The sequence below is a fragment of the Cytobacillus sp. QJM3NY_8 genome, from assembly GCF_056173585.1.
The window spans coordinates 3446818-3473375 of the sequence record NZ_CM149681.1; the positions used below are offsets into that span (position 1 = coordinate 3446818).

Consider the following 26558-nt stretch of genomic DNA (forward strand, 5'->3'; position numbering starts at 1 on the left):
TGCCGATAGCCAAAATTTATGTGCGGATAGACAATTTTGTGTGCTTATAGACAGAAAATATGTGCGGATAGAAATATTTACGTGCATTCGGCCCCGCACACAAACAAAAAAAGACAGGGCCCCCGCCCCATCTTTCTTCAGCTCAATCATGAAAATTAGTCCCGTCCGTTGTCGCTTCAATAATCCCTGCCCGGACCACGAAATCGCCAAAATGCTCGCCGTCCTGACGTTCACGGGCGTAGCGCGGCAGAATGGCACGCAGCTCGTTCAGGATTTCTTCTTCGCCAATGTTTTCGCGGTACATTTTGCTGAGGCGGCTTCCGTCAAATGCTGCCCCGAGATACATATTGTACTTGCCGACCGCCTTGCCGATAAAGCCGATTTCGCCGAGCGCGTGACGGGCGCAGCCGTTCGGGCAGCCCGTCATGCGGATAGTGATTTCTTCGTTCCGCAATCCTGCTTCGTCAACAATCTCATCAATTTTATCGACCAATACAGGAAGATAGCGTTCTGCCTCGGCCATCGCCAGACCGCATGTCGGAAGGGCCACGCAGGCCATGGATCCGCGGCGCAATGCACTGTAGCGGCTTCCGTCAGTTAAGCCATACTCCTTAATCAGCGCCTCGATCTTTGCCTTATCTTTAGTTGATACACTTCCGATAATGAGGTTCTGATTGGCGGTCAGTCTGAAATCGCCTTTATGAACTTTGGCAATCTCACGCAATGCTGTCTTCAATTTATATCCGTAGAAGTCTGCCACACGGCCGCCTTCTATGAACATCGTAAAATGCCATTTTCCGCGGACACCCTTTACCCATCCGTAGCGGTCTCCGTTGGAATCAAACTTGAATCCCCGAGCTTCATCCAGCTTCCAGCCCAGACGATTCTCCAGCTCTACAATAACTGTTTCAAGACCAAGGCGGTCTACCGTATATTTAAAACGGGCATTTTTCCGGACTGAGCGGTTGCCGTAATCACGCTGAATCGTTATGACCTTCTCAGCCACTTCGTAAATCTTATCAGGTGTCACAAAGCCGATCACTTTCGAAAGCTGCGGATAGGTCGCCTTATCTCCATGGGAGAAGCCCATTCCGCCGCCGATTGCCACGTTAAAGCCTGACAGCTTGCCGTTTTCCACAATGGCAATGAAGCCGAGATCCTGGGAAAAGACATCTATGTCATTGGAAGGCGGTACAGCAATCCCGATTTTAAATTTACGGGGCAAATAAAGCGGGCCATACATCGGCTCAACCTCTTCATCCACTTCAGGAGAGCCCGCTACTTTTTCTTCATCCAGCCAAATTTCATGATAGGCACGTGTGCGGGGCAGGAGGTCGTCACTTAGCATCTTTGCCAGCTCATACACTTCTGAATGAATTTCCGATTGATCGGGATTTGAGATACACATTACATTACGGTTCACATCGCCGCATGCCGCTATCGTATCAAGCATCGTCGAATGGATTGCCTGAATTGTCTTTTTCATATTCCATTTTAAGATTCCATGCATCTGGAAGGTCTGGCGTGTTGTCAGTTTTAATGTGCCGTTCCCATATTTCTCAGCTAAATCATCCACCACAAGCCATTGTTCAGGTGTTGCGACCCCTCCAGGAAGGCGCAGCCGGAGCATAAACTGGTAGGCAGGCTCAAGCTTTTGTTTCTGGCGTTCATTCCGCAGATCCCGGTCATCCTGCAGATAGCTCCCGTGGTGCTTCATTAATCTATTATCATCATCGGGAATTCCGGCGCTGATCCTGTCCTGCATAACTTCCGCCAGCGTTCCGCGCAAATAGTTGCTTCGATCCTTAATTCCCTCTACATCACTCGGAGGGCCATCCGGTGCTTTTAAGTTTGGGTTTACCATGCTGTAAAACTCCTTTCCTTCCAAATCAATATACGTCGCGCTGGTAGCGTTTATTTTTCTGCATGTCGGCAAGATATTCAGAAGCCTGGTCGCGGCTTATACCGCCTTCTTTTTCAATAATATCTATAAGTGCATTATGGACATCATGCGCCATGTTTTTCTCATCGCCGCAGATATAGACGGCTGCTCCTTCCTGAAGCCACTGGAATAATTCCTTGCTATTTTCCTGCATTCTTTGCTGAACATAAACCTTCTCATCACCATCACGGGAAAAAGCGACATCCAGCTTCGTCAAGACTCCATCCTTGAGCCACTTTTGCCATTCAGTCTGATAAAGAAAATCAGTCACAAAATGCTGGTCGCCAAAGAATAGCCATGATTTCCCATCAGCGCCGCTTTCTTCACGCTCCTGCATAAATGATCGGAACGGTGCAATTCCGGTTCCAGGACCAACCATAATGATTGGTGTGTCCGGATTCTCAGGCAGTTTAAAGTTTTCGTTGTGCTGAATAAATACTGGCAGTGTATCGCCAGGCTGGAGACGCTCTGCACATAATATGGAGCAGACACCTTTGCGTTCACGGCCATGGGCATCATAGCGGACAGCACCGATTGTTAAATGGACTTCATCGGGATTCGCCTTGAAGCTGCTGGAAATGGAATAAAGACGCGCAGGCATCTTACGCAGTATAGAAACAAACTCCTGTGCCGAACCGTTCCATGGTTTAAAGTCACGGACTAAATCAATTAAGTCCCGCCCAACCATATAAGATTTCAGTTGATTGCTGTCTGACACTAGCTGTTGCAGTTCTTCATTTCCAGAAAACTTTGCAGCCTTTTCAACAAGCGGTTTAGTCAGGACAGTAATCTCAAAGTGAGCCGTAAGCGCTTCTTTTAACGTTACTGTTTCCTCCTTCACTCTGACTGTTTCCTCTGGATCCCAGCTCATCTCAGCTAAAAGCAGGTCAACCAATTCAGGATCGTTTTCAGGGTATACCCCAAGGCTGTCACCAGGCTGATAAGTCAGACCGGAACCTTCTAAAGAAATCTCGAGATGGCGGGTTTCTTTATTGGAGCCGCGTCCATTAAGATTCAGATTTTCCAGAACTTCTGCCCGGAAAGGATTGGACCGGGAATAGACTGACTCAGCAGGTGCTGAGGCTGAAACTGAAGCTGCTGCTGCAGGAGAAGGATTGCTGCTTTCCCCTTCGCTCAATCCGGCTAAAACTGCTTCCGTCCACTCTGCTGCAGGCTCCTCGAAATCAAGATCACAGTCCACTCTTGGCGTTATTCTTGTTCCGCCAAGTTCCTCCAGACGTTTATCAAAATCTTTTCCCGTTTGGCAGAAGAATTCATATGAGCTGTCGCCAAGTGCCAAAACTGAGTATCGGAAGTCTTCCAGTTTGGGCGCCCTTTTTCCGTGAACAAATTCATGGAATGTCAAAGCGTTGTCAGGCGGATCTCCCTCACCATGGGTACTTACGACAATTAACAGGTTTTTGACCTTTTTAAGATTATTGGGCTTAAAGTCACTCATTGCTGAAACCGTTACTTGAAAACCTCTCTCCTCAAGCGTTTTTCCAGCTTTCTTTGCCAGATTCTGCGCATTCCCGGTTTGTGATCCAAATAAGATGGTCACTTCTTTTGGAATGGCCCTTACCGCTGCAGGTGCGGGACGTTCTTCCACTGCCGGGGCAGCCTGTAATGATGAAGACTGTATTGCGGCAAGATACCCGCTCAGCCAGAGAGATTGTGTCTCTGTCAGAGTCGGAAGAAGACGATTAAGGAGCTCTGTCTGCTCCTGATTAAACGGACTGTTCATTACCTGAAGTTGCAACATGATCCACCTCGCAAACCAGCGCAAAAGGCTGGTTTTATAGTATTTCTTTAAATTTCCTCTTTTCCTATAAAAAAAGTCGGTTTTATACACAAAAAATATATATCTATTACTTTACCGAATGATATTCCATTAGTAAAATAAATATTAATTATCGCAGCTATTAATATTATTAATTATAGAAAGGGTGATATTTTGTACTATGATGCGTTAAAAACATTCGTCACATTGGCTGAAGTTAAAAATTTTACGAAGACGGCCGAGCTCCTTCTAATGTCACAGCCCAGTGTCAGCCTGCATATTAAAAATCTGGAAAAGGAATTTCAGACCAAACTATTTCAACGCTCTCCAAAATACTTGAAAATTACGCCCAGCGGTGAAATATTATATGACCGGGCCAAGCAGATGATTACCATTTACGAGCAAACCAGGCAGGAAATTTTAGAGCAGCAAAACACCATTAAAGGAGACTTGAAAATTGCGGCCAGTTTCACTATAGGGGAGTACATCCTGCCTCCCCTCCTGCTTGATTTGCAGAATCAGTATCCTGAGCTTAATCTCCAGGTGACGATTGCCAACACAGAGGAAGTTGTTCAGTCAACACGGTCCCATCATGTGGATATAGGGTTAATAGAAGGCCAGACAAATGAAAGAGAGCTTATCGTGACTCCCTTTTTAGAGGATGAATTATTTATTGTGACTTCCAACCAGCATCCATTGGTACAAAAAGAGGAAACAACCATTGCTGACCTTCAAAATCAGCAATGGATCATGAGGGAAAACGGGTCAGGGACACGTGAGTATTTTAACCATGTAGTCAGATCAAATGGCCTTAAGGTGAAATCACTTTTAACGATCAGCAGCAACCAGGGGATAAAAGAAACACTCATCAACGGGCTGGGAATAAGCATTCTTTCCGGAAGCGTCGTCGAAAGGGACGTTAAACAAAATAACCTGTCTATAATCAAAGTGAAAAATCAGGAATTCAAACGCACTCTTTCCTATGTTCTATCCCCCATCATGCAGGAAAAAAAGAATGTCAGCATTTTTATCGAAGCACTCGGCGAAAAATGGAAGCACCCTAAGGGAAAATAGTCATTTTTAGAACAAGCTTTTTTTCACACTAGTCCCACATTATTCATATACTATAGTACCGAAGTGTATAAAATCTGCCCATTTTATTCAAAATAAGGAAAAAATGGCTGAGGTGAAAAAGATGGGATTATTGAATGCCTTTAATGAATGGCGCGAAAGCAGATATCAAAATCATGTCAATCGCATGAAGGAAGAAAACAAGTGTCCTGACTGTTACGGCAGGGGTTTTTCACTCTATCCGGGGAATGAATTCGCTTATCATGCCAACCAATTTGACTGCCAGGGCTGTAATGGAACCGGACTGTATTCAGAATGGGATAGTTTATCATAATATAATGGCCATGATCCGTATGTTTCTTATGGATCATGGCCTTATTTTGGATTTTAAGCTAATGCCTTGTTTGACTTGAATTCTTCTTTAATCTGTTTTAAAAGGTCCTGATTGGTTAACACTTCATACCCCGTAAGTGCCATTGCCTTGGCCCCGAGGATCATGGCTTCTTTAGCCTGCTCACTCATAGCAGCTTCCCGGAATTCATGGGTGTGGCAAGCATATGCCTCATTGCATATTTTAATATAAGGATGAATGGAAGGGGCTGCCTGGCTGACATTCCCCATGTCAAGAGAACCTGACCCATTCTTCTGTTCCAGTATTTCCTCCTCATTCACACCAAGAGAAAGCAGTTCTTTATTGAATGCTTCTGATAAAGGGCTGTTCGTAACCATATCATCATAAGAAAACTCATAAAATGACCACTTCATTTCGGCACCAGTCTGCAAAGCTGCCCCTTCTGCACATTTCTTGACCTTTTCTACAAGTTCATTCACATACTCACGTTTGGATGCACGAACATAAAATTGGGCAACCGCATAGTCCGGAACCACGTTTGCGGCTTTGCCACCTTCCGTAATAATGCCATGGATTCTGGCATCAGGTTTGATATGCTGACGCAGAGCGTTTATGCTGTTGAACGTTTGCAGGACAGCGTCCAACGCATTAATTCCTAAATGAGGGCTGGCAGCTGCATGTGCTGATTTGCCAAAAAACTCAAACTGTATAGCATCCATTGCCAGTGATGTCCCGCTTTTCACAAAATTGTCAAGGGGATGAACCATGATCGCTGCATCCAAAACATCAAAAATACCAGCTTCAGCCATGGTCACCTTACCGCCCTTCGTCTCCTCTGCAGGCGTGCCAAAGACAATAACCTTTCCTCCAGTTTCACGAATCACTTTACTTAGTCCTATTCCTGCAGCAATCCCCATTGTCCCGATTAGATTATGACCGCATGCATGCCCCACTTCAGGCAATGCGTCGTATTCAGACATGTATCCAATCACAGGACCTTCTTTTCCGCTGTCATAAGTTCCGGTAAAAGCAGTCGGTAAACCGCATATGCCGATTTCTACAGAAAAGCCATGCTTTTCAAGCTCCTCTGTCAATACTTTGCATGCCTTGTACTCTTCATGGCCCAATTCGGGATTCTCGCCGATATAAGTGCTTATTCTATTAAAGTCATCCTGAAGTTCATCAATATGTTTAATAATCAGATTCTTTCCCATGAATTATCTGCTCTCCTAATCCGCAAATCTATATATTTATTCATTAATAATTATAATCATACAACACATTTTTGATTTCGGCACGTAAATATCACTTCTATTTCGTTATTTTTTCCAGTGGCCGTTCAATGATCAGCGCCTCTTCCCAGTCCTTGCACACATCCACCCAGGCTTTTGCATCTGAATATGTATTAATTTCAGCAGGTGTCAGTTCAATGGCGGAATTGCTGCTTCCGCATGCAGGGAAAAGGGTCTCGAATCTTTTCATAGATTCATCCAGATATACATCCAGATTATTTTTCAGTCCAAATGGACACACTCCGCCTACGGCATGGCCCGTCTTTTCGAGGACTTCCTCCGCTGAAAGCATCCGGGCTTTGAGACCGAACGTTTTCCGGAACTTCTTGTTATCCACTTTGGCGTCGCCTGCTGCCACCACAAGAATTGCTTCATCCCCATCACCCCTGAAGGAAAGAGTCTTGGCAATTTGTGCAGGGCTGACACCGATTGTTTCAGCAGCCTGTTCCACTGTTGCACTTAAAGAATCAAACTCCATTACATCCTGTTCCCGATCCCATTTTTTGAAATGGGCTTTCACACTTTCAATTGACATTCAAACTCACCCTTCCTCTAAGTCCGTAAAATCTTATATATATTCCGTATTTATACTTTATAGTTGTCTATTTTAACATACTATCAGATGATGTCACCGGGATAATTTCTTTTTATCAGAAGATTCGCATTTGCTCTTATTGGTTTCTTGCACTAATATAAATTTACTATTGAAACCACGGATTTAAAGAAGGATTATGTATGAAACAGACTATTCCATATAATTTTATTGGAGGAAGAATCGCCAAAACCGGACTGGCTGTTTTTATAACAGCTTTTATTTGCCATATGCTGGATTGGCCAGCCATGTTTGCTGTGATTACGGCCATCGTAACGATTGAACCTACTGTTGCGGACTCCATTCGGAAAGCATATGTCAGATTTCCTGCGGCAGCCATTGGTGCGGGCTTTGCTGTATTATTTACGTTCATTTTCGGGGACAGCCCATACAGTTATGCTGCCGTTTCGCTTGCGACAATCATAGTCTGCCATAAGCTGAAGCTTCATGATGGGATGCTGGTGGCTACATTAACAGGTGTCGCTATGATTTCAACGGTACAGGACCATTATCTGTCCTCTTTTTTCATTCGATTGGGGACTACCACTACCGGAATTGTCGTTTCCACAGCAGTTAACTTTTTTGTCATGCCGCCCAATTACTCAACATCCATCATAAAAAACATACATGCCCTTTACAGACGATCCGGTGACATTTTACATAAAAGAGGACTTGAAATTTTCAAATCACAGGGATCTGACGGCACTGTCCGTTCTGATTTTCAAAGACTTATTAAAGATATCGATAAAACGGAAACTTTATGCCATTATCAAAAAGCTGAATATAGGTATCACCGATTTAGCCGTGAAGACATGCGCGACTTTCATTATGAATATAAAAAATTGACTATTTTAAGGCAGATTACCTATCACGTGGGGAACTTGATCTTTCTGCCAACTGGCCTTCCGGAGCTGGAGGAAGACAGGAAAAAGGCTGCCGCTGCTGTTCTTGAGGATATAAAAAACAGCCTATATGACCCGGTCTTTCTTATTACAGAAAGCCATCATAAAAAAATCAGCGAGGTAACACAGTGGTTTATTGACCAAAAACAGCTGAACCCTGCGGGGGGCTTAAAACCGCGCACACACCACCATGTCCAGCCCGAAACTGCCATTCTATATGAGGTTCTCTCCATCCATGACTTAATTGAGGAATTGAATCAAATTCAGACTATGGAAATTAAGCACAAGAAGCTTTTAAAAGCCTCCCTTGAAGCAGGTGCCCAAAAAGACGGGGAACAGACATGAATGATAAAGGAAGACCGGGAATTCAATCCCCGGTCTTTCTTTCGTCAGGAAGGTTTACCCGCTTCATCGAGTAAATATCCTGCTATTATTCTTGTTAATACATCACGGTCCATTTGCAGCATGTGAACTCCTGCATCTGCAAGCATCCTTTCCGTATTGTCTGATGGAAAATCAATGGTCCGCTGGAAATAACTGTGGAAAATGCTCATTGAATTATGAAAAGCCTTTTCCTCACTAGTCATTTCTGCAGATGATCCTGGGATACACATCTCCAATTGCGAAAAATTCAGTACCTCTCTTACTATTTCATATACATCTGATTGCAGAGGCGGATTAGGATTTGTAATGTTGAAGATCCCGCCATTTTCTGCATGAATCAGGGCGGCATCCAGTGTATCTATAACATAATTCACCGGCACAAAATTCTGGGCAACTTCAGGATCCAAATAGATTCTGCACGTTTGGCCGTCTTGTCTTCGCATGGCCCGTTTTTTCAAGATCTTGATGCCTTTTAGAAATCCATATAAGCCGAAGTTTGTATCAGCTTCACCTGTTCTGGAATCACCAATGATAATACCGGGACGGAGAATAACAATATCCAGTTTATCCCGGAATGTATATACGAGGTGTTCTGCCTCGCACTTGGAAGCTTCATAGGGATTTACAAAACGCCTGTCCACAGAGTAAAGAGCCTCCGCCCCCTGAGTATCTGTCCCAACCGTATAGGCGGTACTGATATATAAAACTTTTGGACAATTTATTTCCAAAGCAAGATTCAGAACATTTTCTGTTCCTCCCACATTCACTTTATAAGTCTTATCCCGATCCTTTTCATCAAATGATAGAAGTGCTGCACTATGGTATAAGGCATCCAACTTTCCTTTTAATGAATTCATAAGTTCTCTATTTAATCCAAGATGTTCTTCTGTAACATCGCCTTCCAATATATGAATCTGTCTGGAAAAATCGCTTCCTTCGCCTTGCATGAAGGCATCCAGCCGCTTTCTGCTCCTGACTAATAAATAAAGTTCATGCCCCTGTTCCAAAAGCTTTAATGAAAGCTTTTTCCCTAAAAAACCGTTTGCACCTGTAATTAGTATATTCAAAGAAGAATCTCAACCTTTCTATCTAACATCCCTGTAAAAACTTTAGCGGGAAATTCAATTAAAAGCAATGGAAATACATTCACCCTAAATCGGTTCTGCATATTCATAAACAACAGAAGCGCCTGGTTTTCCCCAGGCGCCTTTTTTAAGATAAGTATTTTGGTTTTCTCTCGTTCTTTTCATCCCTGTCACAGACTCCCTGAAAAGGACAGGCTGGACACTCATTCATATTGTACAAATCCGAAAACTGCTTTGTGTCTTCAAGAAGCGTCTTCATCATCTGCAGATAGTTTAATCCCGCTTCAAGGCTCTCTTTATTTGGATTGAATACATGCCTCTCACCATCCATTAATGTCACGACCTCAATTCTGGCCGGACTTATTCCAAATACCTTTTCTGAAAAAACCACTGTTAAGTGACAATAAAGCTCAAGCATTTGCTCATCAGCATCTACCAGGAATTTCTTCACTATAAAAGAATCCTGCTGCCATTCCGCGACATCAAAAGTTAAAGAAAGATCTGCATTCAGTTCTTTAAGATTCATTCTGAACTTTTCATACAAAAACAGCGGCTGTGCTATTTCAGATTCACTGCTTAAGTTTCTCATTAAACCATCAGTTATAGCTGCTGCAGCCATATAATATTGGAGCTGGGAATCAAACATACGCAGCTCCAGCCTTCCCCAATATTGATCGATCAGCATCAAAACGTTTGCAGGGGTACGATGGCTTTGCGGCAGCTGAAAATAGGATGAAACAACTTTATTGATAATATGCTGAATGGCCTGACGCCAGCCAAGAGGATGTTTTTTCTTTTCAATATGTGCGTAATAAAATTTATAAGGACACCGGATAAAATCCGTTAAATTCTGGTCAGTCATTGTGCGGACGGATACTTGAGGGTTTTTGATCAACTCCTCGCCTCCTTAAAATCAAAACTATGTATGATTGAAAACGATTATCACCTATCTTCATTTTAATTGATAATGATTATCAAAATCAATATGTTTTATAAAATAAATAAAAAACACCTCCAGCTTGAAGGCGTCTCCTTATGTGTATGACTCATCCTGCTTTTCATAAGGAGAGATCATCTCTTTATCCAGGCACCCTCGTGACATAATTCTCATCATCATAAAAAAATAAACTAATGACTGTATTCATTCAGCTTATCCACTGCTTAGATGCCATTCATAATAGGCATATCGAATATTCATAATCATAACGTCAGGCCTATAATTCTTATCAATTATGAGAGCATCACGGCCATTTTCCCCTTCAGCAGCTGCTTCAAGGTCCTCTTCCATTTCCAGTATCCGTTTGACCCCTTCTCTGAAGAGCTTATGATCATCTGCAATCGCAATTTTTATCGCCATTTCCCTGTTCACCTGCCCGGATGTATTCTGAATCTACCAACCTATTTTATAAAATTTTTTACAAAGAATAATTTCAAATATGAGGCTTGGTGTTTCACTATAAAAATTTGATGGATGCTCCCAGACACCCATCAAATAATCTGAATTTTATGTTATGATCGAAATACTATGAGGAAGGAGTATGTGGACATGAACTCTTACAGCAAAACATTAAATGGTGTTTTCCCATCCGTTTGCTCCCTGGATTGCCCCGATCAATGCGGCCTTCTCATTCATAAAAAAGAAGGAAGAATCGTAAAAGTTGAAGGAGATCCCAATCACCCCGTAACACAGGGGAATATATGCAATAAGGTCCGCAGCATGCCTTCAAGGATCTATGATAAGGATCGCCTAAAATATCCAATGAAGCGTACTGGCACCAAAGGTGATGGTCATTTTGAACGGATTGGGTGGAAAGAGGCGATAGACACAATTACCTCCAGATGGAAGGAGCTAATTGTCAATAATGGCCCTGAAAGCATCATGCCATATAGTTTCTACGGAAATATGGGCAGATTAAACGCAGAAGGAATGGACCGCCGTTTCTTCCATAAAGTCGGAGCATCACGCCTTGAGAGGACGATTTGCCAATCTGCCGGTACAGCTGGATATACGTACACAATGGGCGGTAGCTTTGGAATAGATCCAGAAGATACCATCCATTCAAAGCTCATTATTCTATGGGGCATTAATGCAGTCAGCACGAACATGCATCAAATGATTCTCGCACAAAAAGCAAGAAAGAGCGGTGCGAAAATCGTTGTGATTGATGTCCATAAAAACCAGACTGGAAAAATGGCCGACTGGTTTATACCGATTACTCCCGGCACTGATGCTGCTCTGGCCCTTGGCATGATGCATGTCTTGTTTGCCGAAAATCTGGCCGACGAGAACTTTCTGAAAAAGTATACGGTTGGCCACCAGGAACTTCGTGAACATGTGAAGGAGTATGATCCTGAAACAGTAGCCGGCATAACAGGTGTGCCCAAAGATGATATTTTGAAATTAGCCCGTATGTATGGAAAGACTTCCCCTGCTTTTATCCGAATCGGCAACGGGCCACAGCATCACGACAATGGCGGAATGTGCATCCGCACCATTTCATGTCTTCCTGCAATTACAGGACACTGGCTCTTAAAGGGCGGCGGTGCCATCAAGGGAAACTCCGGCTATCTTGCTTTTAATACTGGAGCCCTTCAAAGGCCTGACCTCCTGCACAAAAAGGATACACGCATCATTAATATGAATCAGATCGGTTCGGCACTCCTTGAACTGGAAAAACCGATTAAATCTATGTATGTCTATGGAACCAACCCTGCTGTTGTTGCACCAGAGGGGAATAAAGTCCGTCAAGGGCTGCAGAGGGAGGATTTGTTCCTTGTTGTCCATGATCTGTTCTTAACCGAAACGGCCAAGTATGCCGATATTGTTCTGCCGGCAGCTTCTTCTTTTGAGAATACGGACATCTATTCATCCTATTGGCACCACTACATGCAAATTCAGGAGCCAGTCATAGAACCATACGGCGAGTCAAAATCCAATGTCGAAGTGTTTCGGCTTCTTGCAGAAGGAATGGGCTTTCATGATGCCGTATTTAAAGAAACAGAAGAAGAAATGATTGATGCCGCACTAGATTTTCCAGCTAACTCCTTAATCAAAGAAATCAATGCTGAATCCCTGAAGAAAAACAAGTTTATCAAAGCGAGGGTAAAACCGCTTTTTCCTGGCAGGCTGCCTACTCCTAGCGGAAAAATAGAATTATACTCGCAGAGAATGAAAGATGATGGGTATCCTCCTCTGCCGGCATACATACCGCTGAAGGAAGAAAATAAATTCCCTTTTCTGTTTGTGCCTGCACCGAACCATAACTTTTTGAATTCAACTTTTTCAAATAATACAAAACATGCAGCGATGGAGAAGGAACCGCGGCTTCACATAAATACAAGGGATGCTGCAAATGCTGAAATTAAAGATGGTGACTTGGTTCGTATTTGGAATGAACGAGGAGAATGCGAACTCAAAGCGGCTGTCGGAGAACTTGTCCTTCCTGGTACAGTTGTTTCACAGGGGTTATGGGCTGACGCCCCAGGAACAAAACATCTGGTCAATTCGCTGACTCCGGACCGGCTTTCCGATATGGGCGGCGGTGCCGTGTTCTTTTCAGGCCGGGTAAATGTTTCGAAATTCAGGAAAGAATAACCCCTGCAAAAAATGCAGGGGTTTTTGTTTCTATGAAGCATTGTTAGTCTTAACATCAAAATCTTCTATGAATGAATCAATATCCGGTTTATTTTTCAGTACAATGACTTTTTTACCTTCTGCTGCAAATCTGTCAAGCCGTTCAGCCATTTTCTTTTTGCGGGTTCTGTATGTTGTCAGTATGAATTTAATAAATTTCCAGTCCATTTTCTCCTTGCACCCGGCTGCCATATCCGGACGTGTTTTACCAAGATTGGTCAGCCACCTCTTTAATACCCTGTACAGGCAGAGATACAGGGGAAGTTCCAGATATATGACTGTATCACAAGCAGCTGCCCTGATTTCAAAAGTATTGCTGTAATTGCCTTCAATAATCCACTGCTGTTTTTTCACAAGTTCACGCTGGGCATCCGAAAATTCCGAAAGTCTGCTTTCCACCCAGCCGGGCTTCCAGAACACAGCATCCAGATGATGTACCTCAATGCCTGTTTTTTCTCCCAACTTTCTGGCAAAGGTTGATTTTCCTGCGCCCGCTGAAATCCCAATCACCATAATTCTTCTCAAATAATCAGGCCCCTTTCAAAATGCTGATTGATGACTTAATCCGGAAAAAGAATAAGAACCACTTTAAAGGAAAAAATATCAACCATAGTCAATAATCGTATAATGGAGGCAATCCAATGCAAAAGAATAAGACACGTCTCACAGCCGCTGAAATTGCATCTTTGTGGACTTCCTATATGAATGACAGCATGGCTAAGTGCATTTTAGGGTTTATGCTTAAAGATCTCGATGACAAAGAAATTAAGGGAGTGGTCCAATACGCATATAATTTGACCACCACCCATTTAAAAAAACTTGTCAAGTTTTTTCAGCAGAATGAGATGCCGGTGCCTAATGGTTTTTCTGATAACGACGTCATTATGTCTGCCCCATGGCTCTTTTCTGATATGTTCTGTTTAACGTATATTAACCATATGGCTCGGACAGGTCTTATTTCTTTTGGCGGCTTTCTTTCCATGAGTTCAAGGGAAGACATGTGTGAATACTTTACAAATGGGCTTCATGAAACTTCCGTTTTATATAATAAATCAACCCGGATTGCCCTCAGCAAAGGCCTGCTTGCAAGGCACCCTTATATTGAAACTCCGGATGTGACTGAATATATAGATAGCAAAAATTATTTAAGCGGGCTGAATCCTTTGGCGAATAAAAGGCCTTTAAATGCAATAGAAATATCTCATTTGTATATGAATGTCATGACCAATGCCATGGGGGTAAACTTAAGCCTCAGTTTTGCTCAGACCTCATCGACAAAAGAGGTCTCAGATTTTATGCTTAGAGGTGCAGAAATAGCCAACAAACATATTAAAATCTTCTCAGATATTCTGCTGCAAAATGATATTCCAACACCCCGTCTGCCTGATGTCAGTGTCAGCAATTCGGTTACACAGACTTTTTCAGATAAGCTGATCATGTTCCATATGAGTTTAATAAGTGCAGCAGGAACCGGAAATTATGCTACGGCAGCAGCTGCCAGCCAGCGCAGCGACCTGGCCATGAATTATGAACGCTTGTCCATTGAGATTGCCAAATATGCCAAAACGGGAGCAGACATTATGATTAAACATCATTGGATGGAAAAGCCGCCCGGCACAAAAGACCGAAAAAAATTGGCCCAGAATAAAAACGGATCATAATGGAAAAAGGAGCAGTCATGCTCTATTTCGTTTTGGTTCATAAAATGGAGGAACTCCTTTTCATTGCTGAGTTTAAAGCCTCAGCAAGTGTTTCATGCCATCCCTTGCAAAACTCAGTTATTTGCAGAGGATCGACCAGCTTCCTTTCTGATGACTCATACCGGGCTTCAAAGTCGTACATTCTTTCTATTTCCATATGATAAAAAACCTGATAGCCTATTTTGGGATATACGCTGCTTTCAGTCCACTGCAGATTCTCGCTATGGTCTACGATAATATATCCCAATTGTGTGCACTGCCCTTCGGCATAGCCTTCTTCCATGGCTTCTCTCTTAAAACATTGCTTCGGGCTTTCACCCTTTTCTATGTGGCCGCCGGGAATATCCCACCCCCGGTTCTGCAAATTCACTAATAAAACCTTTCCCTCTAAAAAGCAAAACCCATGAGCGCTCGTAATAAATTCTCTCTCTGGAAGATAGGCTGCCTCCTTCCAGGTTAATTTTATCCTTGCTCCGCCCCAATCCACGTAAGCAGCAGTCATATTTTTACCTCGCTTTTTTTTAATCCAATTAATTACATTCAACGCTTCCCGTATTATTTCCTTTTTTGCAGCTAAGTGGTTCCTGCTTAAAGATTTTTCTTTATAAGTGCTATAATATGAAAGTATTTAAAAAAGAAGGGCTTGATCATATTGGCAATGACAAAGAAAAAACGGGTAATAAAAGAGATAAGGCAGCTCATCATGATTACGCTAGGTGCGGTGATTGCAGCGGCAGGACTTGAGTTTTTCCTTGTTCCCAATAATATTCTCGATGGCGGGGTTATCGGTCTTTCCATTATCGCTGCTGAACTGACCGGGTTAACCATGAGTATATTCCTGATTGTTTTAAATCTGCCATTTCTCTATATTGGCTTCCGTAAAATAGGAATGAAATTTACGATACATACGTTATACGGTGTTATTGTTTTATCTGCCAGTACCGCTTATCTGCATCATTTTGAGCCGGTAACCAATGATTTATTTTTAGCGACGGTCATTGGAGCTGTCATTCTCGGTACAGGGGTCGGCCTTGTGATCAGGACTGGCGGAGCTTTGGACGGTTCAGAAATTATCGCCATCCTAGTCAGCAAGAAGCGCCCAGTGTCTGTCGGCCAATTCATCATGATTGTCAACGTATTTATATTTATTCTTGCGGCCTTCCTTGTTTTCAGCTGGGAAACTGCCATGTACTCCATTATCACCTATTATATTGCATATAAAATGATTGATATCGTTGTGGAAGGTATGGAAGAGCTGAAGTCAGTTACGATCATTTCCGATATGCCTGAAGAAATCTCTGCAGAGCTTATGAAGCAATTAGGGCGGGGGATGACCTATATTCAGGGCCAGGGTGTTTTTACCGGGGAGCCGAAAAAAATCATTTATACCATCGTAACACGGATTGAATTATCTACGCTCCGTTCGATTGTGGAAGATATCGATCCGAATGCATTAGTGGCTATAGAAAATATTGCCGATGTCAGCGGCAGCAACTTTGACAAAGGCACAGCTCATTAATTGTGAAATGAAGAAAGCAGCCTCCTGCACAATAGGAGACTGCTTTCTTTGTTATAAAAACAGCAGCAAGCTGAGCGCCATGACGGCCATTCCTGCCACAAGTCCATAAATGGAAGTATGGGCTTCATCATACTTCTTGGCAGCCGGCAATAATTCATCTAGAGAAATGAACACCATTATTCCGGCAACTGCAGCAAAAATGACACCAAACATTACATCGTTTAAATATGGCATTAAAATCAAGTATGCGACAAATGCGCCAATTGGCTCTGAGAGCCCTGATAAAAATGAGAGCTTAAAAGCCTTCTTCTTGCTCCCAGTGGCATAATAGACAGGAACTGAGACAGCAATCCCCTCTGGGATATTATGGATCGCGATAGCCGCCGCAATGGCGATTCCAAGCGATGGGTCCTGAAGTGCAGATGTAAAAGTTGCAATTCCTTCCGGGAAGTTATGAATCGCAATCGCCAAAGCAGCAAAGGTCCCCATTTTTAAGAGTGCCGGATCTTCGACAACCTTGCCTGCATCATTCATCTCTTCAACTGTTCTTACTTCATGCGGGTTATCCTTTTTAGGAATAAACCGATCTATTAGTGCAATAAGGACTATCCCCCCAAAAAAACCTCCAACAGTTGCCCAATTGCCGTTTACTTGACCTAATGCTCCTACAAGCGCATCTTTTGCTTTTACAAATATTTCAATCATAGAGACATAAATCATTACACCTGCCGAAAATCCAAGTGCCAATGATAAAAACTTCGTATTCGTTCTAGAAGTAAAAAAAGCCATTAAACTGCCAATACCTGTCGCTAAGCCGGCAAACAATGTGAGACCTAATGCAAATAATACTTCCTGCGACATTTCACTCTCTCCTTTTTCACTGTTGCCAAAAAGTTTCACTGGGGCAACTTTTGCGTTAAAAAAATATATATCCTAGATTACTAAAAGTATATGCGCCTAACTTAAAAAGTTTACTTTGGTAAACATTTTATCTCCAACGCAAACCAAAAGCAATAAAAATGACTCTGCAATTCTTTTTTCTTCAATATTATAAGAATGATTGAGGAAAATGTGCATTAAAAAATCAAAAAAACCTCCGCTACTTGCCACAGCGAAGATCAATCCCAGACACGCTTTAACTTGAAAAGTTCCTGAAAGTATCCGCATACAGATATGGGCGACATAATCATTTGATAAAAAAGGATAAATGCAAAAAAACCTAATATATTTTTTCTTACTTTCAAATTAAGATTTTTAAAAACATAATGCTTTTGATACATATATAAGATACCGTAACTTAGAATTGTAAGCGGCAGGACAAATAAGGTCATTGGACCAACTACCCAGAAATAACCGAAGAATGCCAGCATTAATCCAGGGATCCAGAAGAAAGTATACACCATGTCCAGATATGGCATAACAAGGTTAACGCCCGTTAAATATTTTGTGTAAATTTGGGGCTGATTCCATGGTTTAATTTCATTCAGGCCTTCAATCATTCCCCTTGCCCACCTGGACCTTTGCTTTGCAAAGTGTGATAGATTGGAAGGAACATCCGTAAATGCTGCAGCCAGCGGCTCAAAATACACTTTCCATTCTTTCTGAAGAAGTCTCCATGTCAAGACAATATCTTCGCCAATGGCATCGGGCCAGCCATTTACCTGGCGGACGGAATTTGTTTTGTACAAACTGAAGGCCCCTTGAGCAACCAGTGTTCCCTGATATAACCCCTGCAGCCTCTTTATTGAAGCAATCCCCAGATAATAATCCCACTCCTGTATTTTAGTCAATAGGTTTTCACGGCTATTGCGCACAAGCATGGAGCCTGCTACGGCACACACTTCTTCAGGACTGCTTTCCATGCGTGCCACTAAAAAGCGGACCGCTGAAGGATGAAGCAGGGTATCGGCATCAAGCGAGATAACATACTCTGTTGTCACATGCTGCAGCCCTTTGTTTAACGCATGGAATTTTCCCGGCTTAGATTCCTTTAAAACCTTGATTTCAAGGTTAAGCTCTTTTTGAGCCCTTACTAATTCACAATAGGTATTGTCTGAAGAACGATTGTCTATGACAATAGCTTTAATTTTGCCTTTATAATCCTGGCTTGCCACATAGCTTAACGTCTGAAAGATTGTATTCTCTTCATTGAAGGCAGCTACCAGCAATGTCACTTCCTTATCAGGATCCGGATTTTTAAATGAAGGCTGCCTGTCCAAAAGCAGGCTCATCACCAGAAAGGCATTCATATAGCCAGGTAAATAGGCAATACCGCCAATAATAAGAATACTGATCGGGAGTGTGACAATTTCCGATAAGTCCTTCAGCCATGGCAGCGATAGATATATAGAAAAAGTCAGCCATACTGCTGAAGAGAGGTGGCTGAGTACAAACTTTTTATTAATGGAGACATATAATTTTTTTCTTCCGTGTCTTGCTGCCGGCTCGATGGGTGTTAGACTTGGCTTCATAGGCTCACCTTCAAAATGATATACTTAATTAAAAAATATATCATTCTGAGAGTCAAGTAACCTGGTAAATAACACCAGATCTCCGGGCGGATGAATAAGTGTTTCTGCCTCATGGATCCGAGAGTATTTACATACTGGACTTCCTATTACTCCGGGTAAGTCCCTCTTAAAAAATCAATTGATTGAACAATTAATTCCTTTAGCACTTCTACATCGATATCTGCAATCTTATTTATGTAAACACAAGCTTTTCCGGTGGTATGTTTCCCAAACCTTTCAAGCAATTCATCTCTTTTTCTATCCCCGGGTGCAAAATAAAGGCTAATTTTTGCCTTTCTTGGCGAAAAGCCAACAAGTGGTGCATCCCCTTCATGACCAGTTGCATATTTATAATGATACGAACCAAAGCCAATGATGCTTGGTCCCCACATTTTTGCCTGATAGCCTGTCGTTTCTGTAAAGATATCCAGCAGCCTATATGCATCCTCCCTCTTTTTAGGACTCTCAACTTTTTCTATGAAATCAATTACACTGTTATCGTTCTCTTTGGTTTTAACTTCATACATTATAGGCCAACTCCTTATTTGGATTTGATTAGTACTTCTCTAAAATACAGGTAATGTCCTTCTGAAAACCAATACTCCCGGCAAAAAAAGAGCAACCATATGATTGCTCCTCACCCTCTTCTTATTTTAGAAAGGTACCTTCCATATACTCCTTATATGCGGTTCGTATTTCTTCTTCCGTGTTCATAACAAACGGTCCACGGGCAACAACCTGTTCTTTGACTGGCTCGCCTGCATATAGTAAAAAGCGCAAAGGCTCTTCGGCTTTGATGAAAATTTCGCTTCCAGCGTCCCCGCCATCTCCCAATTCAAGAACCTGGCCTTTTGCTGCATATGCTTCATTTTCTCCAAAAACCCCGCTGCCTTCTATAATATAGATGAAGCCCTTGTAGCTTCCAGGCAGATCTTGCGAGGCTTCCGCTCCTTTTTTCATGTTAGCTTCAACCATCGTTACAGGCACATGATTTAAGGCAGGAGATACAACCCCCTTTGAGGATCCGGAGAAGACTTTAAAAATAACGCCATCTTCCTCTCTGACAGGAACTTCACTGCCTTTAAGATTTTGATATCTAGGCGCTGTCATTTTCTTCCCGCTGGGCAGATTGATCCACAGCTGCAGCGAATGGGCAGTTATTCCTTCTGATGGCACTTCGTTATGAACGACACCGCTGCCTGCTGTCATCCATTGAACATCTCCTGGCCCTAACACTCCTCCTTCACCGGAATGACTATCGAAATGTTCAATAGCCCCTTCAATAACATAAGTTACGGTTTCTATACCGCGATGGGGATGGATGTCAAACGCACCTTTTTGAAATTTATCCTCCATCATCAGAAGGAATGGGTCAAACTTCTCCCAATTCCCTGGTTCTATCACAGGGCCTGCTGCATGAATGGGGCTATGCTCCTGCAGATATACTTTCCTGATTGAAGCAATTTCCCGCTTAGTAATCTCCTCATTTTCCATACGCCATTTCTCCCCTTTACATGTAAAGGGAGCAATTGAATAACAATTGCTCCATCTTTTATGTTTACTGATTACCTTTTTTAATCCACCCGGCAACTGTGACGGTTCTTTTCGCCTGATGCTTAACAGCTTCCTTCACATCTTCAATCATTTTTCCATCCTGGTCAACTGTTACGCTAGTTCCATACGGATTGCCTCCTGCTCCGAAGAGAACCGGATCTGTATATCCAGGAGCAGCGACAATCGCTCCCCAATGATACATTGTTGTATAAAGGGAAAGAATTGTTGCTTCCTGCCCCCCATGAGGATTTTGGGCTGATGTCATTGCACTTACTGCCTTATTCGCAAGCTTTCCTTTCGCCCAAAGACCGCCAGTTGTATCAAGGAACTGCTTCATTTGGGAAGGCATATTGCCGAAACGGGTCGGCACGCTGAATATAATGGCATCTGCCCATTCAAGATCGTCCGGCTTGATTTCAGGCACATCCTTTGTTGCCTCGACAGTTGCTTTCCATACAGGATTGCCTTCAATTGCAGATTGCGGTGCCAATTCTGGAACCTTAAAAACCCTGACTTCCGCACCAGCTTCTTTGCCGCCTTCCTCCGCCCATTTAGACAATTGATAGTTTGTTCCGCCCATGCTGTAAAAAATTACGGCCAATTTCACATTTTCCATATTAATCGTCTCCTTTTTAGTTGAATTTCCAAATAACCTTGATAGGATACCCATATCAGCACCGCCTATTCTTTCATACTCTTCCCTATTAATTCATTGCCTTAACTAATTTTATATTTGTTTATACCAGCGGGCTGCAGCTTGAACCTCACCCATGGTTAATTGGTGTCCAAAACTTTCCCAGTGAAGCTCGACTTTCGCTCCTGCACTTTCCAATAAAGACTGTAAATCAGTAGATTCTTCTGCGGGACAAATCGGGTCATTGGTTCCTGCAGCGATAAATACTGATGTTCCGCTAAGATCAGGCAATTCAGCACCACGCCTTGGAACCATCGGATGGTGCAGAATCGCTGCTCTTAAGGAGTTTTCATGATGGAATAATAAGCTTCCTGCAATATTAGCTCCATTGGAATAGCCAATTGCCACTATGTTTTCACGCTTAAATTTGTATTTCTGTGCAGCTTCATCTAAAAATCCGTTTAATTCTTTAGTGCGAAAAATCAAATCCTCTTCATCAAAGACACCTTCTGCCAGTCTGCGGAAAAATCTCGGCATACCATTTTCCAGCACATTTCCGCGCACACTTAGAACGGAAGCCTCCGGATCAATATGCCCTGCAAGCGGAAGCAGGTCAGTTTCTGTACCTCCTGTTCCGTGAAGCAGCAATAATACAGGTTTAGAAGGATCTTTTCCTTGTTGAAAAATATGTTTCATAGTATCTTCCCCTCTTCGTTTTAATCCAGTTCCCTAACTTCAATTGGGATTAATTTCCGCTCGATGCGATTTCTCATATCCTCATATTGTTCAGGAAGCATCAGCTTCTCTCCCATTTTCCCAGGTGATTCGTCATGCGCAAATCCAGGAGGGTCGGTTGCAATCTCAAACAGAATTTCCCCTTGCTCCCGAAAATAAATGGCATTAAAATAATTCCGATCCCTGACTGGCGTCACACCATATCCATTTGACCTCATATACTCCTGCCACTCCAATTGATCCTCATCATCTTCTGCCCGCCAGGCGATATGATGGACTGTACCGACACCCATCTGGCCGCGCTTGCCGGAAACCTTTTTCAGGTCTATGACATTGCCGATTTGGGCAGTGGATTGGAACCGGATCATTTCTTCCTCTTCCCCAATACGTTCAAGGCCCATTACCCTTTCAAGCAGATGTGCCGTTTGTTCAGGCTGGGATGAATAAAGAGTCGCCCCAGCAAATCCCTTTATTGCAGCATCTGGAGTGATGCCTCCAAAAGACCATGTATTTATTTCTCCCTCATCTCTTTCTACCAACTCTAATACAAGGCCATGTGGATCAAGAAGCTTTATCGATTCTTCTCCGAATCTTTTTTCCCTTGTGTAAGAAATATTAAATTTCTTAAATCTGTCTTGCCAAAATCCAAGGGCACCTTTGGGAATGGCATAGGAGGTGACCCCAACCTGGCCATCCCCTATAACTCCCTGGAAAGCATTTGCCCATGGAAAGAAAGTAATGATTGTCCCCGGCTTTCCTTCTTCATTGCCAAAGTACAGATGATAAGTGCCGGGGTCATCAAAATTTACGGTCTGCTTGACCATTCTCAAACCTAGTAATCCTGCATAAAAATCGACATTCTCCTGCGGATGGCCGACGATGGCAGTGATATGATGGATCCCGCTAGTTTTTCTGCCCACTGTAAACACCTCTTCCTATTTAATGTATCCTAAATTCAGCCAATAAAACTCATTTCAATTCAAATATTTTTAATTCAAGATATTAATTTAAATCTCTGTCCGCTTTTTAACTTTTTCAAGTAAATTTATTAAATCATCCAGCTCATCTGAATTCAGTTCTTCAAAAAAAGTGTTCACCCTTTGCTGGTGTTTCGGCATAATCTCTTCCAATAACTTATTTCCTTTGTCAGTTAAACCAATATGAATCGCCCGGCGGTCATTCGGACATGCGATTCTTTTGGCATATCCCTTTTCCACAAGCTTATCAATTACATAAGTCATCGAGCCGCTCGTAATTAATATCCTCTTTCCAATTTCGTGTATCGTCTGCATATCATTGTGGTATAGAGCTTCCAGCACTGAAAACTCGGTCATGCTAAGGCTATAATTGGTGATACTGTCTTTTATGCATTCATGAATGGATTTGGATGTCTGCATGAGAATCAGGAATGCCGGGTTAGGGCAAGGCCTTTTCATATTATCACCTGCCAATACTTCGAATTAATTTATCTTGATTTCGAGATAATTATAAAATATATTTATGATTGTGTCAATCATCCGGATTGAACTCTTTCATCATTCCGTATTGAAAACGAGAAAGGCAGGGAAGAAAGCTGAATTAATTTAGCCAAGTGTTTTAACTCATTTTTAATCACTGATAATTTTACATCATTCAGCATATTGACTTCTTCTTTAACATAAAGGTATATATGATTTCGTAATATTAGAATTTTCCGATAAGTAGGGGTGAGGGAATGTATAAAATATACTGCCGAATGGTTCAAAAAACCTTCAAGCTGGCATCGCCTTTTCTGCCATGGCGGGAACCGGAATTATTAGAAGGTCCCAATAGCCTGGACAAGCTTCCTGATGTTATTAAGAAGAATGAGATCAGCAGAATTCTGATTGTAACTGACACCGGCATCAGTGGTCTTGGCCTAATGGATGGTTTGCTTTCAAATTTACAGAAAAAGAACATTGAGTTTTATATATATGATAAAACCATTCCAAATCCTACAATTACGAATATAGAAGAAGCACTTGAGGTATATAAAAAGAATGACTGCCAGGGGATTATTGCTTTTGGCGGGGGTTCTCCGATGGATTGCGCCAAAGGAGTTGGTGCAAGAGTTATGAGGCCAGAGAAAAGCATTTCACAAATGAAAGGCCAATTTAAGGTTAGAAAAGAGCTCCCTCCCATTTTTGCAGTCCCGACCACGGCAGGTACTGGAAGTGAAGCCACCGTTGCAGCGGTCATTACTGACAGCAGCTCACACGAGAAATATGCGATTATTGATTTGAACTTAATCCCGCATTATGCAGTTCTTGACCCGTTGATTACATTAAAAATGCCTCCTCATATCACAGCTGCAACCGGTATGGATGCACTAACCCATGCCATCGAAGCCTACATTGGCAGAAGCAATACAGCAGAGACTAGAAAATTCAGCATAAATGCAGTCCGCCTAATTTATGATAATCTTTATGAAACATACCAGAATGGCGAAAACCTGACGGCAAGAGCCAATATGCAGAAAGCTGCGTATCTTGCAGGATTGGCTTTCACCAGGGCCTATGTTGGCAATGTTCATGCTATTGCCCATACACTCGGAGGTTTTTATTCGGTCCCTCACGGTTTGGCAAATGCCGTCATCCTTCCATATGTCCTGGAGCATTATGGAGAGGCAGTATGGGACCCTTTGGCCGAGCTGGCAGTGGCCGCAGGTATCGGCAATGTGTCAGATTCGGCTGAAGAAAATGCTAAAAATTTTATTCTTAGCATAAAATCCCTAAACAGCAGAATGGGGATCCCGCCAAAAGTAAGCGGAATTCAAGACAGGGACATTCCAATCATGGCTGAACGTGCCTTAAAGGAAGCCAATCCCCTGTATCCTGTTCCGAAAATCTTCAGCAGAGATGATATGTTTAGACTGTACCAGCTGATAAAAGATTAAAAAGGGAAATTCCTGTGCCTTTCTTTATTTAAAAATCAATTTGTTAAAAGTTTATTTAAGAAATACCAGTTTCAATATACCTTCTTATAAACTGCCACTCACCAGGAGCACCTTCGCTCTGAAAAAATACATTGGCTGTTAACAGGCTTATCCCTGTGATAATAATGCTTTCGTATATGTATGCAAGCATTTCTCTCTCCCTTAGCTTGGCTATACGATTCAAGGTTCAACAATAAAGAACGAATGGCTCTCTTATGATTAGATATTGCCTATCAAGCAAAATCAGCTTGTGTGTGGGGCGCTAATCTATTCCCAATAGCACCCTTTCAGGCTGAATTAACAGCAGTCAATGACGCTTATGAATGAGAATAATGCCTTTTGGACTGAATCATCATCAGCCAATGGCGCTTATCACTAGGAATAGTGCTTTTCAGATAGAATACTCATGAACATTGGCGCTTATTGATGTGAATTAATCCAATTGCTCACACAAAAAAAAGGAGGTTTGCACATGACTGCATTCCGCCTTTCTAGAAACGTTTCTTAATAAAATTCATGAACACAAGCATGGAAGTTGAAATAAGTAATATAATTGAAACCCACATCCAAGCCAGTTCCATATCCCCTGAATCCATAGCAACGTAGATCGCGGTGGGAAGTGTTTGTGTCTTTCCGGGAATATTGCCTGCAAACATTAATGTGGCGCCGAATTCCCCTATTGCCCTGGCAAAGCTTAATATTGCTCCTGTCATGATGGCTTTAGAAGCCAGCGGCATCGTTACATACAGAAAAACCTTTAAATCTGATGCACCATCGACTCTTGAGGCGTCTTCAATCTCATTGTCAATGGATTCAAAACCAGCCCTGGCAGATTGATACATCAGTGGAAATGCTACAACGGCCGCGGCAATGACAGCAGCCCACCACGTAAAAATGACTGGCCCGTTAAACAGCGATTCAATCCCTCGTCCGACGAAAGATTGCTTTCCAAAAACCACAATAAGCAGAAATCCTACAACGGAAGGCGGAAGGACCAATGGCAAAAGCAGCAAAGTATCTATAATTGCCTGGCCTTTAAACGTCCGATTTGCCATCAGTTTTGCAGCTAAAACCCCTATCACTAAAACAGCGAGAAGCGATATAGAGGCAATTTCCAGTGAGAGTTTAACCGGTGACCAAAAGTATTCGGATTGAATCATTTCAGCAGGTAAGAAAAACCGTATTGCTCCATTTAGAAATACCTTGTTCAGATTGCATAAATACGTAGAAAAGCTGTTCCGTATCCCGGTTTTTACTCTCTTTTAATACTCCCAGCTGATTGAAAATAATCATATAAACTCCTTTGTAAATAGAAATACATCTGTAAATATAATATACCTTATCATTATAAATGAAAAATTTAGTGAAGCATTCTATTAACTTGAAGTTTTTGTGTCATAAGTCACGTTTAGATTTTTATAATAAATCACTGTCGCCTCCAGATTGCCTTGTTCAGACTGTGCGAAGCCTGGTATGATGCCTGCTTTAACATATCCTGCTGATTGATAAAGGATATTGGAAACATCACCTTCTCTTGTATCAAGTACAAGCAGGCTTCGGCCCTCCTGTTTCGCTTTATCTTCTGCCGCTTTTAATAGCAATCGTCCCAAACCCTTTCTGCGGATGGAGGGGTCAGTCATTAATTTTGCAATCTCCGCACGATGGCTTCCATTTTCTTTCTGGCATAAATGGAGCTGGATTGTTCCGGCAGCTTTTCCATCCATTACAGCTAAAAACAAAACCACATCATTGTTTTTTAATAAATCCTCCCAATATTCCTCTGCCTTAGCTTGATCAAGCGGAGGCAGAAACCCTATTGACGCTCCCTCATTTACCACCTCAATTAATAGTTTGGACAGCTCTTTTTTATATCCTTCAATGGATTTAACCTCGAAAATATCCATACCCGTTCACCCGTT

The 26558-nt window shown here is 42.3% G+C and carries 27 protein-coding genes; 7 read left to right on the forward strand and 20 right to left on the reverse strand.

Going from position 1 to position 26558, the window contains the following annotated elements; all coding sequences use genetic code 11:
- Nucleotides 1–142: 142 nt before the first annotated feature.
- Together cysI and AC0VZ9_RS17735 are read right to left on the reverse strand one after the other, a co-directional pair.
- A complete protein-coding gene (cysI, locus tag AC0VZ9_RS17730; RefSeq protein WP_475396568.1) occupies nucleotides 143–1864 on the reverse strand; it encodes an assimilatory sulfite reductase (NADPH) hemoprotein subunit in 1722 nt (573 codons plus the stop codon).
- A gap of 25 nt (nucleotides 1865–1889) precedes the next feature.
- Nucleotides 1890–3701, reverse strand: coding sequence for an assimilatory sulfite reductase (NADPH) flavoprotein subunit (locus tag AC0VZ9_RS17735; RefSeq protein WP_475397514.1), 1812 nt, complete (start codon nucleotides 3699–3701; stop codon nucleotides 1890–1892).
- Between the two features lie 195 nt (nucleotides 3702–3896).
- On the opposite strand from AC0VZ9_RS17735, the gene AC0VZ9_RS17740 reads away from it, so the two are divergent.
- Both AC0VZ9_RS17740 and AC0VZ9_RS17745 read left to right on the forward strand, forming a co-directional pair.
- Nucleotides 3897–4796, forward strand: coding sequence for a LysR family transcriptional regulator (locus AC0VZ9_RS17740; RefSeq protein ID WP_019382535.1), 900 nt, complete (start codon nucleotides 3897–3899; stop codon nucleotides 4794–4796).
- A gap of 121 nt (nucleotides 4797–4917) precedes the next feature.
- Nucleotides 4918–5127 carry a hypothetical protein gene (locus AC0VZ9_RS17745; RefSeq protein ID WP_009333607.1) on the forward strand — a complete coding sequence of 70 codons (210 nt, stop codon included), beginning with the start codon at nucleotides 4918–4920 and terminating at the stop codon, nucleotides 5125–5127.
- Nucleotides 5128–5180: 53 nt separating this feature from the next.
- Here AC0VZ9_RS17745 and AC0VZ9_RS17750 read toward each other — a convergent pair whose 3' ends face one another.
- Both AC0VZ9_RS17750 and AC0VZ9_RS17755 read right to left on the reverse strand, forming a co-directional pair.
- Entirely contained in the window at nucleotides 5181–6359 is a 1179-nt protein-coding gene (locus AC0VZ9_RS17750; RefSeq protein WP_251264785.1) for a M20 family metallopeptidase, read from the reverse strand.
- Nucleotides 6360–6456: 97 nt separating this feature from the next.
- Nucleotides 6457–6972 (reverse strand): YbaK/EbsC family protein, encoded by a 516-nt coding sequence (locus tag AC0VZ9_RS17755; protein ID WP_009333605.1) that lies wholly within the window; start codon nucleotides 6970–6972, stop codon nucleotides 6457–6459.
- Between the two features lie 200 nt (nucleotides 6973–7172).
- On the opposite strand from AC0VZ9_RS17755, the gene AC0VZ9_RS17760 reads away from it, so the two are divergent.
- Nucleotides 7173–8276 carry an aromatic acid exporter family protein gene (locus AC0VZ9_RS17760; RefSeq protein WP_475396569.1) on the forward strand — a complete coding sequence of 368 codons (1104 nt, stop codon included), beginning with the start codon at nucleotides 7173–7175 and terminating at the stop codon, nucleotides 8274–8276.
- Nucleotides 8277–8320: 44 nt separating this feature from the next.
- On the opposite strand, the gene AC0VZ9_RS17765 is transcribed toward AC0VZ9_RS17760, so the two are convergent.
- From AC0VZ9_RS17765 to AC0VZ9_RS17775, 3 genes are all read right to left on the reverse strand, one after another.
- Entirely contained in the window at nucleotides 8321–9382 is a 1062-nt protein-coding gene (locus AC0VZ9_RS17765; RefSeq protein ID WP_475396570.1) for an SDR family NAD(P)-dependent oxidoreductase, read from the reverse strand.
- 145 nt (nucleotides 9383–9527) lie between these two features.
- Nucleotides 9528–10295 (reverse strand): hypothetical protein, encoded by a 768-nt coding sequence (locus tag AC0VZ9_RS17770; protein ID WP_251156813.1) that lies wholly within the window; start codon nucleotides 10293–10295, stop codon nucleotides 9528–9530.
- A 255-nt stretch (nucleotides 10296–10550) separates the two neighbouring features.
- Complete coding sequence (locus AC0VZ9_RS17775) at nucleotides 10551–10757, reverse strand: response regulator (protein ID WP_475396571.1); 207 nt, start codon at nucleotides 10755–10757, stop codon at nucleotides 10551–10553.
- Between the two features lie 189 nt (nucleotides 10758–10946).
- On the opposite strand from AC0VZ9_RS17775, the gene AC0VZ9_RS17780 reads away from it, so the two are divergent.
- Complete coding sequence (locus AC0VZ9_RS17780; RefSeq protein ID WP_475396572.1) at nucleotides 10947–12995, forward strand: molybdopterin-containing oxidoreductase family protein; 2049 nt, start codon at nucleotides 10947–10949, stop codon at nucleotides 12993–12995.
- Nucleotides 12996–13025: 30 nt separating this feature from the next.
- On the opposite strand, the gene AC0VZ9_RS17785 is transcribed toward AC0VZ9_RS17780, so the two are convergent.
- A complete protein-coding gene (locus tag AC0VZ9_RS17785) occupies nucleotides 13026–13559 on the reverse strand; it encodes a DNA topology modulation protein (protein ID WP_019382527.1) in 534 nt (177 codons plus the stop codon).
- 116 nt (nucleotides 13560–13675) lie between these two features.
- Here AC0VZ9_RS17785 and AC0VZ9_RS17790 point away from each other — a divergent pair, with 116 nt between their 5' ends.
- Nucleotides 13676–14695, forward strand: a complete 1020-nt coding sequence (locus AC0VZ9_RS17790) for a DUF3231 family protein (RefSeq protein WP_475396573.1) — start codon at nucleotides 13676–13678, stop codon at nucleotides 14693–14695.
- Between the two features lie 37 nt (nucleotides 14696–14732).
- Here AC0VZ9_RS17790 and AC0VZ9_RS17795 read toward each other — a convergent pair whose 3' ends face one another.
- Complete coding sequence (locus tag AC0VZ9_RS17795; protein WP_009333596.1) at nucleotides 14733–15236, reverse strand: NUDIX hydrolase; 504 nt, start codon at nucleotides 15234–15236, stop codon at nucleotides 14733–14735.
- Between the two features lie 156 nt (nucleotides 15237–15392).
- Here AC0VZ9_RS17795 and AC0VZ9_RS17800 point away from each other — a divergent pair, with 156 nt between their 5' ends.
- Nucleotides 15393–16253, forward strand: coding sequence for a YitT family protein (locus tag AC0VZ9_RS17800; protein ID WP_051005566.1), 861 nt, complete (start codon nucleotides 15393–15395; stop codon nucleotides 16251–16253).
- A 51-nt stretch (nucleotides 16254–16304) separates the two neighbouring features.
- On the opposite strand, the gene zupT is transcribed toward AC0VZ9_RS17800, so the two are convergent.
- The 8 genes from zupT to AC0VZ9_RS17840 form a co-directional block, all read right to left on the reverse strand.
- On the reverse strand, nucleotides 16305–17114 hold the full coding sequence (zupT, locus tag AC0VZ9_RS17805) for a zinc transporter ZupT (RefSeq protein ID WP_009333594.1): 810 nt from the start codon (nucleotides 17112–17114) through the stop codon (nucleotides 16305–16307).
- Between the two features lie 257 nt (nucleotides 17115–17371).
- Nucleotides 17372–18724 carry a glycosyltransferase family 2 protein gene (locus AC0VZ9_RS17810; RefSeq protein ID WP_019382523.1) on the reverse strand — a complete coding sequence of 451 codons (1353 nt, stop codon included), beginning with the start codon at nucleotides 18722–18724 and terminating at the stop codon, nucleotides 17372–17374.
- Nucleotides 18725–18870: 146 nt separating this feature from the next.
- The gene (locus AC0VZ9_RS17815) at nucleotides 18871–19290 is read right to left on the reverse strand and encodes a DUF1801 domain-containing protein (RefSeq protein WP_475396574.1); all 420 of its coding nucleotides are present in this window, start codon (nucleotides 19288–19290) and stop codon (nucleotides 18871–18873) included.
- Between the two features lie 121 nt (nucleotides 19291–19411).
- The gene (locus AC0VZ9_RS17820; protein ID WP_019382521.1) at nucleotides 19412–20257 is read right to left on the reverse strand and encodes a pirin family protein; all 846 of its coding nucleotides are present in this window, start codon (nucleotides 20255–20257) and stop codon (nucleotides 19412–19414) included.
- A 64-nt stretch (nucleotides 20258–20321) separates the two neighbouring features.
- Nucleotides 20322–20933: an NAD(P)H:quinone oxidoreductase gene (gene wrbA, locus AC0VZ9_RS17825; RefSeq protein ID WP_019382520.1), complete on the reverse strand. Its 612-nt coding sequence runs from the start codon at nucleotides 20931–20933 to the stop codon at nucleotides 20322–20324.
- 111 nt (nucleotides 20934–21044) lie between these two features.
- Nucleotides 21045–21647 carry an alpha/beta hydrolase gene (locus AC0VZ9_RS17830; RefSeq protein WP_009333589.1) on the reverse strand — a complete coding sequence of 201 codons (603 nt, stop codon included), beginning with the start codon at nucleotides 21645–21647 and terminating at the stop codon, nucleotides 21045–21047.
- 20 nt (nucleotides 21648–21667) lie between these two features.
- Entirely contained in the window at nucleotides 21668–22606 is a 939-nt protein-coding gene (locus tag AC0VZ9_RS17835) for a ring-cleaving dioxygenase (RefSeq protein WP_475396575.1), read from the reverse strand.
- A gap of 87 nt (nucleotides 22607–22693) precedes the next feature.
- A complete protein-coding gene (locus AC0VZ9_RS17840) occupies nucleotides 22694–23122 on the reverse strand; it encodes a MarR family winged helix-turn-helix transcriptional regulator (protein WP_252245171.1) in 429 nt (142 codons plus the stop codon).
- Between the two features lie 278 nt (nucleotides 23123–23400).
- Here AC0VZ9_RS17840 and AC0VZ9_RS17845 point away from each other — a divergent pair, with 278 nt between their 5' ends.
- Entirely contained in the window at nucleotides 23401–24600 is a 1200-nt protein-coding gene (locus AC0VZ9_RS17845; RefSeq protein ID WP_475396576.1) for an iron-containing alcohol dehydrogenase, read from the forward strand.
- A 55-nt stretch (nucleotides 24601–24655) separates the two neighbouring features.
- Here AC0VZ9_RS17845 and AC0VZ9_RS17850 read toward each other — a convergent pair whose 3' ends face one another.
- The 3 genes from AC0VZ9_RS17850 to AC0VZ9_RS17860 all read right to left on the reverse strand — a co-directional run bounded on the left by AC0VZ9_RS17850 (nucleotide 24656) and on the right by AC0VZ9_RS17860 (nucleotide 26543).
- On the reverse strand, nucleotides 24656–24790 hold the full coding sequence (locus AC0VZ9_RS17850) for a hypothetical protein (RefSeq protein WP_019382515.1): 135 nt from the start codon (nucleotides 24788–24790) through the stop codon (nucleotides 24656–24658).
- Between the two features lie 340 nt (nucleotides 24791–25130).
- Nucleotides 25131–25799: a molybdate ABC transporter permease subunit gene (gene modB, locus AC0VZ9_RS17855; protein WP_009333585.1), complete on the reverse strand. Its 669-nt coding sequence runs from the start codon at nucleotides 25797–25799 to the stop codon at nucleotides 25131–25133.
- Between the two features lie 216 nt (nucleotides 25800–26015).
- Entirely contained in the window at nucleotides 26016–26543 is a 528-nt protein-coding gene (locus AC0VZ9_RS17860) for a GNAT family N-acetyltransferase (RefSeq protein ID WP_009333584.1), read from the reverse strand.
- Between the last annotated feature and the right edge of the window lie 15 nt (nucleotides 26544–26558).